This is a genomic window from Arenimonas sp. (assembly GCF_022842045.1).
Taxonomy (GTDB): Bacteria; Pseudomonadota; Gammaproteobacteria; order Xanthomonadales; family Xanthomonadaceae; genus Arenimonas.
Genome location: NZ_JALHQI010000013.1, coordinates 38,827 through 54,630 on the forward strand (window position 1 = coordinate 38,827; position 15,804 = coordinate 54,630).

Here is a 15,804-nt window from a genome sequence, read left to right on the forward strand (position 1 = left end):
GAATTCAAATCAGGCGGCGGCGGGCGCGGCGCCTTCCGCGTGCTGGTGGTTGCGCGCAAGCAGCAGGTAGACCACCGGCACCACGAACAGCGTGAACACGGTGCCGATCGCCATGCCGCCGACGATGACCAGGCCGATCTGGTTGCGTGCCTCGGCACCGGCGCCGGAGGCGATGGCCAGCGGCAGCGAACCCAGCACCATCGCGCCGGTGGTCATCAGGATCGGGCGCAGGCGCATCGCCGCCGCGTCGAGCACGGCATCGAACTTCGAGCGGCCCTGTTCCTGCAGCTGGTTGGCGAACTCCACGATCAGGATGCCGTGCTTGGCGATCAGGCCGACCAGGGTGACGATGCCGATCTGGCTGTAGATGTTCCAGCTGCCGTGGCCGCTCAGCTTGAGCGCCAGGAACGCACCGAACATCGCCAGCGGCACCGCCAGCAGGATCACCAGCGGATCCACCCAGCTCTCGAACTGCGCGGCCAGCACCAGGTAGATGAACACCACCGCCAGCAGGAAGATCACCGCGAACTCACTGGCGGACTCGCGGAACTCGCGGCTCTGCCCGGTGAGGTCGTACTGCGCCTCGGGCGCCACTTCCTCCAGCGCCGCCTCCATCCACTCCAGCGCCTCGCCCATCGAATAGCCCGGCGCGAGGCCGGCACTGATGGTCGCGGCGCGCAGCTTGTTGAAGTGGTTGAGCTCCTTGGCCGCCACCGTCTCTTCGACCTTGATCAGGTTCGAGAGCTGCACCATCTGGCCGTCGCCCGCGCGAACGAAGATGTTGGTGAGGTCGCCCGGGGTACGGCGGCCGTCGTCCTCCACCTGCACGATCACGTCGTACTGCTCCGAGCCGCGCTTGAAACGGGTCACGTTGCGGCCACCCAGCAGCGTCTCGAGTGTGCGCCCGACCGTGGTGACGTCGCTGCCCACCGCGGCGACCTTGTCGCGGTCGAGCGACAGCAGCAGCTGCGGCTTGTTGAGCTTGAGGTCGGAGTCGGGATTGGTGAGCTGCGGGTTCTCGCGCATCTTCACCATCAGGGCCTCGACCGTGGCGCCCAGCTCTTCCCAGCTGCCGGTGCTCTGCACCACGAAGTTGACCGGCTGGCCGAAACCGTCCTGGCCCAGCGGCGGCGGCAGCGTCGGGAAGGCCATGATGCCGGGGATGCCCATGAACTGTGGGAACAGCTGGCCGGTCACGTCCTGGGTGGAGACCTGGCGGTCGTCCCAGTCCTCGAGCATCACGAAGCCGATGGTGTTGGTCACCGACGGGAAGCCGACGATCTGGAAGTACTGCTTCACTTCCGGGATGGTCTTGAAGCTCGCCTCCATCTGCTTGGCGTACTGGTCGGTGTAGGCCACCGTGGAGCCCTCGGGCGCGACGCCAAATCCGATGATGAAGCCCTGGTCTTCCTGCGGCGCCAGCTCGTCGGGCAGGCTGCCCCACAGCAGGCCCGCGCCGGTGAACAGCACCAGCGCCATCGCCACCACCGCCCAGCGCAGCTTCAGCGCGGTCGACAGCAGGCCGCGGTAGCCGCGGTCCACCGAGCCCAGCACGCGCTCGCCGAACTCATAGAAGCGGCCGTGCGAGGTCTCGTGCCTGAGCAGCTTGGCCGACATCATCGGCGACAGCGTCAGCGCGGTGAAGCCGGAGACCAGCACGGCGCCGGCGAGCGTCAGCGCGAACTCGACGAACAGCTGGCCGGTGCGGCCGGTCTGGAACGCCAGCGGCACGTACACCGCCACCAGGGTCAGGGTCATCGCCACGATCGCGAAGCCGATTTCCTTGCTGCCCTTTAGCGCCGCCTCGAACGGCGGCATGCCGTCCTCGACGTGCCGGTAGATGTTCTCCAGCATCACGATGGCGTCGTCCACCACCAGGCCGATCGCCAGCACCATGGCCAGAAGCGTCAGCGTGTTGATGGTGAAACCGAACGCGAACATGATCGCGAACGCGCCCACCAGCGACACCGGAATGGTCACCAGCGGGATCAGCGTCGCCCGCCAGCTGCGCAGGAACAGGAAGATCACCACCACCACCAGCACCACCGCTTCGGCGACCGTCTTGTAGACCTCTTCGATCGACTTCTCGATGAAGATGGTGGTGTCGAAGGCGATTTCGATCTTCATGCCCTCGGGCAGCGTTGCCTGGATCTGCGGCAGCATCGCCTTGAGGTCTTCGGAGATGTCCAGCGGATTGGCCACGGCCTGCTTCACCACCGCCAGCGGCACCGCGTTGACGCCGTTGAAGCGCGCCGCGAAGCGCTCTTCCTGCGAGCCGAGCTCGACCCGCGCCACGTCCTTGAGGCGAACCAGGTAGCCGTTGACGTTGCCCAGGATCACCTCGCCGAACTGCTCGGGGGTCTGCAGGTCGGTTTCCGAGAGCACGGTGAACTCACGGTCGCTCGATTCGACGCGGCCGGCGGGGATCTCGACGTTCTGGGCCCGCAGCGCGTTCTCCACGTCCACCGGGGTCAGGCCGAAGCCGGCCAGCCGCTGCGGCTGCAGCCACACCCGCATGGCGTAGGTGCTGGAGAAGACCTGGGCCTGGGCGACGCCGGGGATCGTCTGCACCCGGTCCTTGACCAGGCGCTCGGCGTAGTCGGCGATCTCGACCCGCGAGTGCCGGTCGGAAGAGAACGCCAGGTAGATGATCGGCTGGGCGTCGGCTTCCTGTTTCTGGATGATCGGCTCGTCGGCCTCGTCCGGCAGCACGCCGCGGGCCTGGCCGACGCGGTCGCGGACATCCGAGGCGGCGCCGTCGGGATCGCGGTTGAGCCGGAACCGCACCGTCACCTGGCTCGACTGCTCGCGGCTCACCGACTGCATGAACTCGATGCCCTCGACGCCCGACAACGCGTCCTCGATGGGCTGGGTGACCTGCGATTCGATCACCTGCGCGCTGGCGCCGGGATAGTTGGTGTTGACCGTGATCACCGGCGTATCGACGTTCGGGATCTGGCGCACGGCCAGGCGGTCGTAGGCGATGATGCCGACCAGCAGCACCACCAGGTTGATCACCGTCGCGAAGACCGGACGGCGGATCGAGATATCGGAAAGGACCATGGGGCGCTCCGCTCAGTCCACGTCGGCGTTCTGCGCGGGTGCGGCCGCGGCGGCGTCGGCCATGCCGGGGGCCGGCACCACCGTCACCTCGGCACCCTCGAACATCATGGGCTTGGCCTGGCCGGCGGTGATCACCTGGTCGCCATCCGACAGCCCCTCGGTGATGGCCACGCGGCCGGGCAGGCGCACCCCGGTCTTGACCACGGCGCGCGCGGCCTTGCCGTCGCGAACCACGTAAACGAAGCGGGTGTCGCCCTCCTGCAGCAGGGCCTGCTCCGGAATCACGATCGCGCTCGCACCGGCCTCGCCGACCTCCAGCGTCACCCGCGCGAACAGGCCCGGTCGCAGGCGGTAGTCGGGGTTGGGCACGCGGGCGCGCACCTTGGCGCTGCGGCTGTTGACGTCGATCACCGGCTCGACCGCCAGCACTTCGCCGGAGAAGGTCTCGCCCGCGTAGGCGTCCACCACCAGGCGGACCGGCTGGCCCGCCGCCACCGAGGCCAGCGCGCTCTCGGGCAGGCTGAAGTCGACTTCCATCGGGTCCAGGCGCACCAGGTTCACCAGCGCCTGGCCCGGGCTGACCACCGCGCCCACGCTGACCTCGCGCAGGCCGATGACGCCGGAGAACGGGGCCAGGATCGTGGTCTTCTCGAGCTGGGCGAGGGCCGAGGCCACGCGGGCCTGGGTCACGCCGAGCTGGGCGCGGGCCGCGTCAACGTCCGAGCGCGACAGCAGTTGGCGGGCACCGAGGTCCGTGGCGCGCTCGTTGCCGCGGCGCGCGTTCTCGTAGTTGGCCTCCGCCTCGCGCAGGTCGGCCGCGGTGACCGACGCGTCCATGCTGAACAGCTTGTCGCCCTTCGCCACCCGCTGGCCTTCCTCGAAATGCACCGCCACCAGGCGACCGTTGATTTCCGGCCGGATGACCACCGACTCATCGGCGCGCAGGGTGCCCACCGTGGTCAGCCCCTGCTGCAGCGGCTCGGCCTTCACGGTGACGGCCTCCACCGGCAGGGCCATGGCACCGGGCGGGCCGCCCGCGGCGGACGGGTCGCCGGCACCGGAGCCGGAACAGGCCGCGAGGCCCAGGACGAGGGCCAGCGTGGCAGCGGCCGGGAGGCGGGTCGGGAAGATTGCGGGCATGGGGGTACCTTGGCCAATGGCTTGGCGGCCGCAGGGGGTCGCCGGAGGCGGGGGGGGTAATTACTAGACTGGTGAGTTTAGCTTGCCCGCCAAAAAACGCACTAGGCCAAAAGTCCGGTGCCGTTTAGCCCGCGGAAAGGTAGCGGGCCAGCTCGCGCGCGCCGGCCCCCGGCGCATGCGGCAGCACCCCGAGGCAGGGCACCGGCAGGGCCGCGCGCACCAGGTCCACGTAGGCGTCCGGGAACCCGGGCTCGACCGTGCTGCCGATCCAGCCCTGCAGGCGGCAGCCATCGGCCGCGATCGCCCGGGCCGTGAGCCGGGCGTGGTTGAGGCAGCCCAGCTTCAGGCCGACCACCAGGATCACCGGCAGGTCCAGCGCCTTCACCAGGTCGGACTGGTCGAGGCCATCGGCCAGGGGCGCCAGCCAGCCGCCCACGCCCTCCACCACGACGCGGTCGGCCATCGCGGCCAAGGCCGCGTAGGCCGCGAGCAGCGGCGGCAGCGTCACGGTGACCCCGGCGGCCCGCGCCGCCAGCTGCGGTGCGGTGGGGTCGCGCAGGGCGACTGGATTGACCAGGGCATAGTCGGGCACCGGATCGCTGGCCGCCTGCAGCGCCAGCGCATCGGCATTGCGCCAGCCGGCCGGGGTCGGCGCGCAGCCGCTGGCCACTGGCTTCATGCCCACCACCCGCGCGCCGCCGCGGCGCAGCGCATGCACGAAGGCCGCGCTGGCGAAGGTCTTGCCGGCGTCGGTGTCGGTGCCGGTGATGAAGACGCCCGCGCCACTCATGCCGATCGCGCCAGGCTGCGGTCGCGGGCCCGCCGGGCGACGAGCCAGGACAGGTTCATCAGGAAATAGACCAGGCCGGGCGCGCCGGCCAGCCAGTACGGCGGATCGTCCGGCAGCAGCGCCGCGCACCCCGCCGAAAGCACGGCCACGGCAACGGCCAGCCACCACCTGGCCACTTCGCCCGCGGTCATCGCGCGCTCGTCCCGGTCCAGGCCCAGCGACTCGGCCTGCTTCAATGCCCGCGAATACAGCGCGCCGATGCACAGCGACAAGGTGGCGAACGCAATGCCGTAGACCATGAACATGGTGCGGATGTCGGAGTAGCCGCGCAGCGATTCCAGCGGCGACGGCAGCCAGCCGCCCGTGATCCAGGCGAAGAAGGTGCCGAACAGCAGCTTCAGCGGATAGATGTAGACCAGGGCCAGGAACACCAGCAGCAGGCTCAGGAAGGTGGTGGCGCGGTCGTCCATGCCGTAGCGCCGGCTCCAGCGCGCGTGCGCCACCCAGAACATCGCCAGCTGCAGGAAGCTGGCGGCGAAGGCCGGCACGCCCTTGAGCGCCTCGAGCAGCTGGCTGATGCTGGTGGGCACGCGCTCGACCGAGATCACCAGCAGGGTCAGCGCGAAGGCGAAGGCGGCGTCGACGAAGGCTTCCACGCGCGTGACCTGCCCGCCCCGCTCGAGGAAGCCATCGGCCATGCGGCGGGGTGTCGGCGTGAAGACCATGGGCGCGACTTTATCAGCCCCCGGGGCGGTCGAGCGTGGCCGGTGCCGCTGCTACACTGGCCTTCTTTGCGAGAGGCAGCGATGTTCCAGACCGGCACCTTGGAAGGCAGCAAACCCGAGCAGTACGCGCAGCTCCTGGAGCAGGCCCGCGGCCTGATGCACGGCGAACGCGACCGCACGGCCAACGCCGCCAACCTCTCCTCCCTGGTCTTCCACGCGCTGCCCGACCTGAACTGGGTCGGCTTCTATTTCTTCGACGGCACCGAGCTGGTGGTCGGTCCCTTCCAGGGCCATCCGGCCTGCGTGCGCATCGCGATCGGCCGCGGCGTCTGCGGCACCGCCGCCGCCACCCGCGAGACCCAGCGCGTGCCGGACGTCGATGCCTTCCCGGGCCATATTCCCTGCGACTCGGCCTCGCGCTCGGAGCTGGTGGTGCCGCTGTTCCAGGGCGAGCGGCTGGTCGGCGTGTTCGACCTCGACAGCCCGCGGCTCGATCGCTTCGACGAAGACGACCAGCGGGGCCTGGAAGCCATTGCGCAGGCCTTCATCGATTCACTGCCGGCGGCCTGAGCCGCCGCGGAAGGAGACGGGATGAGTTCGGGCACCAAGCTTCGCAACATCGGCCCCAAGTCGGCGGCGTGGCTGCGCCAGACCGGCATCCGCACGCAGGAGGACCTGGTCGCCGTCGGTGCCCTGGCCGCCTACGTCCGGGTCAAGCGCGCGGGCTTCAAGCCCAGCCTGAACCTGCTGTACGCGCTGGAAGGCGCGATCCTGGGCTGCCACTGGCAGGAGATCCCCGACGAGCGCCGCAGCGAACTGGTGCTGGCCGCCGGTGACGAAGTGGCGAAGCTGCCGCTGCCCAAGAACAAGCGCATGCCCGCCGCCGGCCCGGTGACCACCGTGCACAACGACGAAGGCGACGGCGCGATGCCGGAGCCGGACTTCGGCTTCGACGACCCGTCCTCGACCGCCACCGACTGAAGCGTCAGCGCACCACGGCGTATTCGCGCGCGTCCTCGCGCCACTTCGGCGTCGCGGCGATCGTGGGCAGCACGTCTTCCACGCGGTCCACCAGCGACCACATGGCCTGGTGCTCGGGGTTCATGAACTTCTGCGCGATCACCTGCTGCATGAACGCCTGCAGCGGCGCGTAGAACCCATTCGTGTTCAGCAGCAGGATCGGGCTGAAGTAGATGCCCAGCCGCTTGAGCGTGATCGCCTCGAACAGTTCCTCGAGCGTGCCGCAGCCACCGGGCAGCGCCACCACGGCGTCCGAACCGGTGAGCAGCTTGTGCTTGCGTTCGCGCATGTCCTCGACCAGTTCGAGGTGGGTCAGGCCCGGGTGGCCCCACTCCAGGTCGGCCATGAAGCGCGGCAGGATGCCGACCACCTCGCCGCCCTTCGACAGCGCGCCATCGGCCAGCGATCCCATCAGGCCCTGCGAGCCGCCGCCGTAGACGACGCTGCAGCCGTTCGCGGCCAGGGACTCGCCAAGCCCGCGGGCGGCGGCGTGGTACTCGGGCGCCACCCGGGCGCTGGAAGCGGCGTAAACGCAGACGCGCATGGTGCTTTCCTGTTCCTGTCGGACGGGCGGCGCGCTCGCTGCGCCGCGGGTCCCTAGTTTAAGCCCAGCCGCCTGACCTTCGCGCCGCCGTGCCGGCGCCGTCGTAGACTGGCGCCAGGCGCAGCACCGCCGCGCCGCCCCGCCCAGCCGAGACCGCATGGCCGCCGTTCCCACCGAAGATGACGAGGGCATGCTGGCGGAGCTGGCCGCCGCGCTGGTCCGCGACTGCCGCAGCCTGCAGATCCTGGGATGGCCCGAGGAATTGCTGGAACGCTGCCTTGACTCGGTCGACCAGCTCGCCGACGAGGCCGCACGTCGCCGCTTCCCCGAGATCCGGCAGGGCTCGCTGGACCTCTACGCCTACCTGGTCGGCGTCGTCGAGCGGCAGCCCACGCTGGCGTCGCGCGGCGGTGATTTCCCGCCGCTGGTCGAACGCCTGGCCGAAGCCGTGTCGCGCGACCTGGCGACCGGCGCCCGGTCCCTGGCCTGCATCGACCTGCTGTCCCCGCGCGAACAGTTCCCGCCGGCATTGACCGCGGCATTCGAGCAGGCGGGCTACCTGCTGCGCCGGTTCACCGATGCGTCGCAGTTGGAGGAAGCCTCGCGATTGACGCCCGCGGCCGCCCTGTTCGTGGAGGCATCGCTGCTGCGCGACGCCTGCGCCGTGCTCGATGGCCTCTCGGCCCAGGTCCCCGCCAGCGGCAACACGGTGGTCGTGGCCATCGGCGGCGACAGCGCCAGCGACCGCCTCGACCTGCTGCTGCAGGGCGCCACCCTGCACGCCCGGCGGCTGGTCGAGGAAGGCCTGGCCAGCCGGGTGCTGGAGCTGCTGCAGCATTCGCGCGACCAGCCGTACCGGGTGCTGGTGGTGGACGACGACGCGAACTCACGCGAGTACCTGCGCCTGGTGCTCGGCCAGGGCGGCATCGAGGTCGAGCTGTGCGCCGACCCGTCGGAGGTGGTCGCGCGGCTGGCGGCGAACCCGCCCGACCTGCTGCTGCTCGACCTGCACATGCCCGGCACCGATGGCCTAGGCCTCACCCTGCGGCTGCGCCGTCGCCCCGAGCACGCGCTGCTGCCGATCCTGCTGATCTCGGGCGAAGAGCGCGAGCAAGTGCGGTCGCAGGCCATCCAGTCCGGCGCCGACGACTTCCTGAGCAAGCCGGTGCGCCCGCGGGTGCTGCTGGCCGAGGTGCGCAGCCGCATCAAGCGCGCCCGCCTGGTGCGGCAGCAGTTGCCCGCGGCCTCGCGGGTGTCGCACGAGGCCCTGAGCGGCCAGCTGCGTCGCGGCGATTTCCTGAACCAGTTGGCACAGGCAATGCGCGAGCCAGGCGATGGCTGGCTGGCGCTGCTGTCGATCCGGCTCGACCAGGCCGATGGCCTGGGCAAGTCGCTGGGACAATCGGCGTCGTACGCGCTGGAGCAAGCCATCGCCACGCGGCTCAGCGCCGAGCTGGGGCCGGAAGACGCCTACACGCTGTGGCTGGAGTTCGGCTTTGGCGTGCTGGCCCGGCGCGATAGCCGCGAGGAACTCCAGGCGCTGGCCACGCGCCTGTGCCAGGCCGTCGCGCGCCGGCCGTTCGAGCAGCCGGACGCGCCGCCGCAGGCGCTCACCGTCTCGATCGGTTTGGCGCTGCCGCCGGCCCACGCCGGCGCGAATCCCGACCGCTGGTTCGCGGCGGCGTATGCCGCCATGTCGATTGCGCACCGGCTGGGCGGCAACCGGCACGACGGCGTGCTGAGCCGCGAGCACGGCGACATGCCCGCCGAGCGGGTGCTGCTGATCCGCGAGCTGGTGAAGGACGCCGCCCGCGGCGAACACATCGTCAATGAATTCCAGCCGATGCTGCCGCTGCAGGCCGGCGACGTTGGCGCCTATGCCCTGGCCACCAAGCTGCGGGACTACCGCGCGCCGCTGTCGGGCATCGGGCGCCATGAGTACCTGGCCGCCGCGCGCGAGGCCGGCTCGCTGGCGATGATCGAGCGGGCCGGCTTGTTCAGCGCCTTCGAGGCCATCCAGGCCGAGCGCGAACAGGGCCGGCGCACCTTGCTGCTTGCGCCCGTCGACCTGGGGTCGCTGGAGCATTCCCAGCTGGCCTGGCTGGCGGCCGAACGCCGGCGGCGGGGCGCGGCGGCGGACTGCCTGGTGCTGGAGGTGGCGGCCAGCGATCTGCTGGCCAAGCCGCACCTGGTGCCGGTGATGCAGCAGCTCAGGGACCTCGGCCTGCGGCTGGCGATCGGTGATGATTCCGGCGGGCTGTCGCGGGTCGAGCGCCTGCTGCCGATGCCGGCCGACCTGCTGCGCCTGCCGCAGGCGGCCATCGACGGCGTGCCGCCCCACGCGTTCGCGGCCCTGGTCAAGGAATGGCGCGCCAGCGGCCGCGGCCTGATCGTGGACTCGGTCCGCAACCTCGACACCGTGCAGGACCTGTGGTCGCTGGGCGTCGACTACCTGCTGGGCGATGCCCTCGCGGCCAGCGGCCCGCGCCTGGACTACGACTTCGGGCAGGTCTCGCTGGCCTCCGGCCCGCACTGAGCCCCCCGGCCAGTGTGGGAGGGACTTATGGTTCGATCTAATAAATCGTCCAACCGGACATCGCAGAAACACAGGGTTCCCGCGTACCAGCAAGACGATTGATCCAGAAAAGTTGATCCAACAGACCCATTTCATGCCCCCATGTAGCTGACCGCCAGAACAATACTTGTTCCAACGGTTTTTGTTCGCCAGACACGCCGTCCATGTGCGCCGATGTGGTGTACTTGTCAGCCGCCCTGAGGGGACGGTGCCATGTTCGGCATTCTACCCGCTCTGCATGAAAACCAAACACTCTACAGTTGGTGCGGTCTCACGCACGCACTGAACGGTGCTGTCTGCGCCCGAACGACGAGCACTCGCTTGTTCGGGGCGCCATATGCAGCCCTGTGCCATGACTTTCCATCGCGCCTGAACTTGCTGGAACGCTCGACCCGAGGCGTCTTGGGTAGCACCCGCGACATCGCCCTCCGAAACACGCTGCTGGGCTACTACCTGGCGATCGTCCGCCGATCTCGGGCGGAGCAAATCATCGGGTTGCTCCGAACCGGGACCATCCGCCACCTCAAAATGCTGCTGGGTATCACGGCAAGCCGGGTTGGCGGACACCACCCCTTGAAAGGCTGCGAAAGATGCTGCGCGGACGACGAAGCGAGCCGGGGCTGGGCCTACTGGCACGTCGAACACCAATTGCCGTCGGTCCTCGTCTGCTTGAAGCACCGCTGCCCGTTGTTTATCGCCTGGGATCCTGTCACCCCGGTCCATCGGCGTCACTGGCTGCTGCCGCGGCTCGAACACCGCTACATGCGAGCCGAAATTCCGGTACCAAGCGACGCTTCCATGGAGCGCCTGCTTCGTCTGGCGGCTGACTCGGCGCGACTGATGACGCTTCCGCCCGCTTCGCTGGAACCGGAGCAGTTGACGCGCGGCTATCAGCGTCTCCTGCAGAATGCAGGTCTGGCTACAAGGAACGGAAACCTACGCACTGCCCGTATAGTGGCCCTAGTCAGAGACCGCTATCGGGGTCTCGATGATCTGCCCGGCCTGGCCCCGCTTAAGGCGATTGACGATCAGTGGCCCGGACTGGCGGCCTCGCTGTCACGTCGCAGTGCTCGCCCAGGCCATCCCTTGAAGCATCTGCTGCTCATCGCCGCAATCTCCGATTCGTGGGACCAGTTTTTCGAGGCATGCATGCCTGCGGCACCCGTACGGGAAATCGCTGCACCGACCGTCGCCCAGGCAGTGACTGCCGCGAACCGCCTCGATCGATTCAAAGAACTTGTGACCGTCCATGGGAAGTCCTTGGCCGCCGCCTCCCACGCTCTGGGAGTGTCACGGACCACCGGAACCCTTTGGGCCAAAAAACTCAAGATCGCCTACACCTCGCGCGGTCGGCCGGTCGCAGAACGAAAGGCCGCGAAGATACGGCGCCAACTGAAAAAGGGCGATTCGATATCCCACATCGCCACCACCGCCGGCGTGTCCATGACCACGATCTATCGAATCGTGGGGACCGATCCGGAAATCTCGGAGCGACGCAGGGCGGATGCGTTTTCTCGCCAGAGAGAAATCGCGCGGCGCACCTTTGCTGCACTCTGTCGCACGCAGTCCGATCAGTCCCTGAAAAGTATCCGTTCAAGGCCCGGGAACTCCTATGCTTGGCTCTATCGCAACGATCATCAATGGCTGGCGAGCCAGCTTGCGGAACAAGGGCGCGTATCAAGCCGTAGTCGCTAGCGGAGTCGAATGAGTGTCTGGAACTTCACTTGGCTACGTGCCCCATTTACCTCCCGGCACATTGATATTCAGCGCGATCGCCTGGCGACACCTGCTGAATGGCGGCAATAGCTGTGCGAAGTCGGTCGAAGAAGTGTACGGACACATTGGCGGCGGGAAAAGAAACCTGTTCGGAGAGCGGGTGCGCTTTGCCGCGAGGGCGCTGTTCGGCCAGTCCGTATCGCCAGAGGAAGTGCTGCGGCGCCACACCCTATTCGGGATTTACTCGCGAGCATTGCCGCCGCAAGCCGCTGAGTCGTGGGCCGCGGCCCTCGTCGATGAGGGAAGGAAGAATTCGGCGCATACGCCGCTACTGGTTTCAGTTTCTTCGAAGGGATTTCGGTTCTCCACCGCCGATCTCAGGTCCTGCAAGACCTGTCTCATGCATGACCTTGAGGAGCTTGGTTTTCCCACTTGGCGCATCCACCATGTGCTGCCTCCACTTCACCACTGTCCCTTTCACGGCGATGCACTGGCAATCGAGATTAAAGGCAACATCGGCGGAAGAATGTGGCAGTTGAAGCTGCCTACAGGAGTTGCAATTGAGAAATCCAGTCTGCGCTTCGAAGCTGCGTCGAACGGTTACGTTGCGTATATGCGTAGTTGGATAGACCTGTTCGAAGGCAATCTGCCGATGATTGCAGCCGATGCCTGGGCGCACTGCATGGATCTTGTGGCAGCGCACATGGGGTCTGTGGACAACGCCGTTCGTGAACTTTCGAAGCAGTTGACTCAATCCTGGAATTCGCCCGCGGATCGACTTCCCGACATCCTGGGAATCCACGTGCAGCGTGATTTCCTGAGGAGCGAGTTGGAGCATCGTACGGCGCCGGGTCGAGTGGCCCAGAAACTGGTCATCCTGACGGCCTGCGATTCCCTTGGGATACTTCCCGCCAGGGGAGGCTTCCCCGAGCAGCTGAGCATGCCTCTGCTGTCCAACGGAAACGTGAATCCACTTCGAGCCAGAGAGAAACTCCTCCGCGGCTCGCTACTTGCCAGCGGCTTTCCGCTCGCCATGGTGCCGGGCTTGGCAGCCGGCGATACGGCGTTTGCTATCGGCAAGCGCACGGGCGTTCATCGGCACCAAGTGCAACGTGCCATAGCCGGCCTTCCGACAGTTGCTCTGGAGGAGCTGAGTGATCATGGATCATGGGAAGCCGATTCGTGGCTAGCGAAGGAGTTGCTCAGGCGGCGCGAGGCGAAGACCAACTGACTGCATCTTCTGCCCGCTCGCCGCAGCACGTGCGGCTATCGGCCAGGAGCGGACGTAGCGGACCGCCAGGGTGCGTCTAGTCAGAAGTGCTGGGCATGCCACTTCGAACTGCTCCATGAACATTCTCACGTCTCTTTGAAGCAGTTCGTGGCCCGCTCTGTTGCAGCGTCTCCAAAATCGCGCAAGCTGCGCGGCGCCCGCCGGCGCAGCCGGCAATAGTACGCTCCAACTCCCGGGCAACTTGCCGCAACTCTTTCAGCCTCGCTTGGATCTCGGCCAGGTGGTGGCGCGCCAAGGCGTCGACCTGTTCGCAGGACAGCTCCGGGTCCTCAGTCAGACGCAGCAGGCTGCGGATTTCGTCGAGACTGAACCCCAGGTCCCGGCCACGCGTGATGAACCGGATCCGGTCAACATCCTGGTTCCTGTAGGCCCGATATCCGCTCCGGGTGCGCGTAGGGTGCGGCAGCAGACCGATACGCTCGTAGTACCGAATCGTTTCCAGGTGGCAGCCGCTGGCGGCCGCGACCTCCCCGATCTTCATGACGGACCTCCAAAGGGCTTGACCCCGTAGCGACTACAGGGTTTAGGGTAGCGCCACTTAGTGAGGAAACACCATGTCCGGATGCCACTGTGATGACACAGCCACGAACCTGAGCCGGGCCCAAGACGCCGCAAGGCGCCGGGTGCTTTGGACGGTGCTGACCATCAATACCGCCCTCTTCGTGGGTGAGTTCACGGCGGGCTGGTGGGCGGATTCGAGCGCATTGCAGGCCGATTCCCTCGACGCCTTGGGTGACGCCGGTATCTACGCCCTGAGCCTGGCGGTGGTGGGCGGTAGCCTGCGGCAGCGCAATGGCGCCGCCGTGCTCAAAGGCTTGCTGCAGGGCGCGTTCGGGCTGCTGGTGCTCGCCGAGGTAGTGCGTAGGGTCGTGGCAGGGGCCGAGCCGCTGGCCCCCCTGATGGCCGCAGTGGCGGCGATCGCCCTGCTGGCCAACCTGGCTTGCTTCATGCTGCTGATGCGCCACCGGGGCGATGACTTGAACATGCGATCGGTGTGGCTGTGTTCGCGCAACGACGTCGCGAGCAATGCGGGCGTGATCCTGGCCGCGGGCGCGGTGGCGCTGACGGGAAGCGTCTGGCCGGATGCCGTCGTCGGCGCGCTGGTCGCTCTGCTGTTTCTGCACACGTCCTGGCAGGTGCTGCGCGAGGCTTGGCCTGGCTGGCGCCACGCAGTCGTGCACGACTTGGGGAAAGTGAAACCATGAATCGTCTTGCCGCTGCGTTTTCCCACGAATGGACGCTCGCCCAGGCTGCCCGCCGTGCTGGCGACTTCAACCAAGCCTTCCGCCACCTTGAGCGCGCCCACATCCTCGGCCAAAGACACACCTGGCGGCACGTGAAGACCCATCTGGGCATGCTGCAGGTCGGGTGGCAGCGCCAGGACGGCCGGGAGATCGTCGGACAGCTGACGCGCATCGTCGCGGCGGCGCTCTTCTCGCGGATCTGGGTGCCGCTCGGCAACACCGGCGGGGCCAACGTGCGTGCGACCCAGCCGATGCCGGTGCCCCCGGAATTGCAGGCCATTCTCGATGAACAGGACGCCTGAAATTGTGTCCGCTCAACCAAACCCGATATCCTCCGGCTCGATGACGTCGCCCCTGCGCTCCCTGCTTCGCGCCCTGAAGGTCCTTTTCCTGGCCCTGACGGTGCTGTGCGTGCTGGTGCAGCCCGTGCTGGCGGCGGCTCACGAGCTGCATGAAGCCGAGCACGCGCTTGCCGATGTCACCGGCGGCGCCCAGGCACTGGCCGTGGAAGCGAATTCGCCGGAGCCGGGCTCCCTTGATGGCCTGCTGCATGCCTTTGATTGCTGCCTGCATGCTACCGGCCTGCCTACGCCGGTCCTGGACTGGACCGCGCAACGCCTCGGGGCCGCTCCGCCCCGGCTGAGCCTGCCCCTTCACGCCCCCTCGCCCCTGTCCCGGTTCCTGCGGCCTCCGATCGCGGCCTGACGTCCACACGTCCTCGGGGCCAAGCCCCGTCTGCCCGTTTCCGGAGAATTCCCATGTTGAGAACCAAGGCGGCCCTGGCCGCCCTATGGTGCTGCGCCTTGCTGGCCGTTCCGGCCCAGGCCACACCGCCCGCGCCGACCATGCACCTGCGCCAGGCCTTCGCCCTCACGCTTGAGCGCCATCCCGACCTGCGACGGCTGCCGCTCCAGCAGGCCGCGCTCATCGCCGACGCCGACCAGGCCGCGCAGAAGCCCGCCTGGACGGTAGGCGCCAGCGTCGAGAACGTCCTGGGCACCGGCGCCTACCGCGGCGCCGATGCCGCCGAGCTGACCCTGAGCCTGGGGTCCGTGTTGGAGCCCCAGACGCGTCGCGACGCCCGCGTGGGTCTGGCGCAGTCCCGCCTGGCCGGCCTGGACGTCGCCGCCGAAGGCCGTCGCCTGGATCTCCTCGCCGAGGTTGCCCGCCGCTACCTGGACGTGCTTGCCCTGCAGGAAGAGGCCGCGGCGTTGAAAACGACGCTCGCACAGCGGCGCGCCGCGGCCGCGGCCGCCCGTCGTCGCGTGGGGGCTGGCGCTTCACCGGCCTCGGTGCAGTTGGGCGCGGAAGCCGCAGTGGCCCGCGCCGAACTGGAGCTTGCCCGGTCGAACGCGGCTGCCGACGCCGCCCGCCGCCGACTGGCCCTGATGTGGGGCGGCGAGCCGGTCGGGACCGTGGCGGGCGACCTGCTGGCCCTGCCCGACACGCCCGACTTCTACCAGCTTGTCACGCTGCTCGAGCGCACGCCCGAGCTGCAGCGGTTCGCCGGCGAAGCCCGCCTGCGCGAAGCCCGCCTTCAGCTGGCCCAGACCCAGGCACGGCCCGATATCGAGTGGGAAGTGGGCCTGCGCCGCCTGCAGGGCAGCGAGGACTGGGCCCTGATGGGCGGGCTGTCGGTGCCACTGGGCAACCGGCGCCGCGCCGAACCCGCGATCCGTGCCGCCCGCGCCGAGCT

Annotated in this window: 15 protein-coding genes; 9 read left to right on the top strand and 6 right to left on the bottom strand. The window is 68.3% G+C overall.

Translation table 11 applies throughout. The annotated features are described in order from the left end of the window. Window positions 1-9 precede the first annotated feature (9 nt). The 4 genes from Q0C12_RS04825 to Q0C12_RS04840 form a co-directional block, all read right to left on the bottom strand. On the bottom strand, window positions 10-3,063 hold the full coding sequence (locus tag Q0C12_RS04825; RefSeq protein WP_290886938.1) for an efflux RND transporter permease subunit: 3,054 nt from the start codon (window positions 3,061-3,063) through the stop codon (window positions 10-12). A gap of 12 nt (window positions 3,064-3,075) precedes the next feature. Then, window positions 3,076-4,203: an efflux RND transporter periplasmic adaptor subunit gene (locus tag Q0C12_RS04830; protein ID WP_290886940.1), complete on the bottom strand. Its 1,128-nt coding sequence runs from the start codon at window positions 4,201-4,203 to the stop codon at window positions 3,076-3,078. Between the two features lie 124 nt (window positions 4,204-4,327). After that, on the bottom strand, window positions 4,328-4,993 hold the full coding sequence (gene bioD / locus Q0C12_RS04835; protein ID WP_290886943.1) for a dethiobiotin synthase: 666 nt from the start codon (window positions 4,991-4,993) through the stop codon (window positions 4,328-4,330). Then, on the bottom strand, window positions 4,990-5,718 hold the full coding sequence (locus tag Q0C12_RS04840) for a TMEM175 family protein (protein ID WP_290886946.1): 729 nt from the start codon (window positions 5,716-5,718) through the stop codon (window positions 4,990-4,992). Before Q0C12_RS04840 ends, bioD begins: the two co-directional genes overlap by 4 nt. Before the next feature lie 81 nt (window positions 5,719-5,799). Here Q0C12_RS04840 and Q0C12_RS04845 point away from each other — a divergent pair, with 81 nt between their 5' ends. Further along, window positions 5,800-6,288 (top strand): GAF domain-containing protein, encoded by a 489-nt coding sequence (locus Q0C12_RS04845; RefSeq protein ID WP_290886949.1) that lies wholly within the window; start codon window positions 5,800-5,802, stop codon window positions 6,286-6,288. A 21-nt stretch (window positions 6,289-6,309) separates the two neighbouring features. After that, window positions 6,310-6,699, top strand: a complete 390-nt coding sequence (locus tag Q0C12_RS04850; RefSeq protein WP_290886952.1) for a TfoX/Sxy family protein — start codon at window positions 6,310-6,312, stop codon at window positions 6,697-6,699. 4 nt (window positions 6,700-6,703) lie between these two features. On the opposite strand, the gene Q0C12_RS04855 is transcribed toward Q0C12_RS04850, so the two are convergent. Then, entirely contained in the window at window positions 6,704-7,282 is a 579-nt protein-coding gene (locus Q0C12_RS04855; RefSeq protein WP_290886955.1) for a TIGR00730 family Rossman fold protein, read from the bottom strand. A gap of 157 nt (window positions 7,283-7,439) precedes the next feature. Here Q0C12_RS04855 and Q0C12_RS04860 point away from each other — a divergent pair, with 157 nt between their 5' ends. From Q0C12_RS04860 to Q0C12_RS04870, 3 genes are all read left to right on the top strand, one after another. Next, window positions 7,440-9,818 carry a response regulator gene (locus tag Q0C12_RS04860; RefSeq protein WP_290886958.1) on the top strand — a complete coding sequence of 793 codons (2,379 nt, stop codon included), beginning with the start codon at window positions 7,440-7,442 and terminating at the stop codon, window positions 9,816-9,818. A 252-nt stretch (window positions 9,819-10,070) separates the two neighbouring features. After that, window positions 10,071-11,552: a TnsD family Tn7-like transposition protein gene (locus tag Q0C12_RS04865; protein WP_290886960.1), complete on the top strand. Its 1,482-nt coding sequence runs from the start codon at window positions 10,071-10,073 to the stop codon at window positions 11,550-11,552. A 37-nt stretch (window positions 11,553-11,589) separates the two neighbouring features. Continuing rightward, on the top strand, window positions 11,590-12,804 hold the full coding sequence (locus Q0C12_RS04870) for a hypothetical protein (protein WP_290886963.1): 1,215 nt from the start codon (window positions 11,590-11,592) through the stop codon (window positions 12,802-12,804). A gap of 76 nt (window positions 12,805-12,880) precedes the next feature. On the opposite strand, the gene Q0C12_RS04875 is transcribed toward Q0C12_RS04870, so the two are convergent. Next, entirely contained in the window at window positions 12,881-13,345 is a 465-nt protein-coding gene (locus Q0C12_RS04875; RefSeq protein WP_290886966.1) for a helix-turn-helix domain-containing protein, read from the bottom strand. A gap of 154 nt (window positions 13,346-13,499) precedes the next feature. On the opposite strand from Q0C12_RS04875, the gene Q0C12_RS04880 reads away from it, so the two are divergent. The 4 genes from Q0C12_RS04880 to Q0C12_RS04895 all read left to right on the top strand — a co-directional run. Further along, on the top strand, window positions 13,500-14,069 hold the full coding sequence (locus tag Q0C12_RS04880; RefSeq protein WP_290886969.1) for a cation transporter: 570 nt from the start codon (window positions 13,500-13,502) through the stop codon (window positions 14,067-14,069). Further along, a complete protein-coding gene (locus Q0C12_RS04885; RefSeq protein WP_290886972.1) occupies window positions 14,066-14,410 on the top strand; it encodes a DUF3703 domain-containing protein in 345 nt (114 codons plus the stop codon). The genes Q0C12_RS04880 and Q0C12_RS04885 overlap by 4 nt, the downstream gene beginning before the upstream one ends. A 40-nt stretch (window positions 14,411-14,450) precedes the next feature. Next, entirely contained in the window at window positions 14,451-14,813 is a 363-nt protein-coding gene (locus tag Q0C12_RS04890; protein ID WP_290886975.1) for a hypothetical protein, read from the top strand. A gap of 53 nt (window positions 14,814-14,866) precedes the next feature. Continuing rightward, on the top strand, window positions 14,867-15,804 hold a 938-nt coding region (locus Q0C12_RS04895), incomplete at its 3' end, for a TolC family protein (protein WP_290886978.1).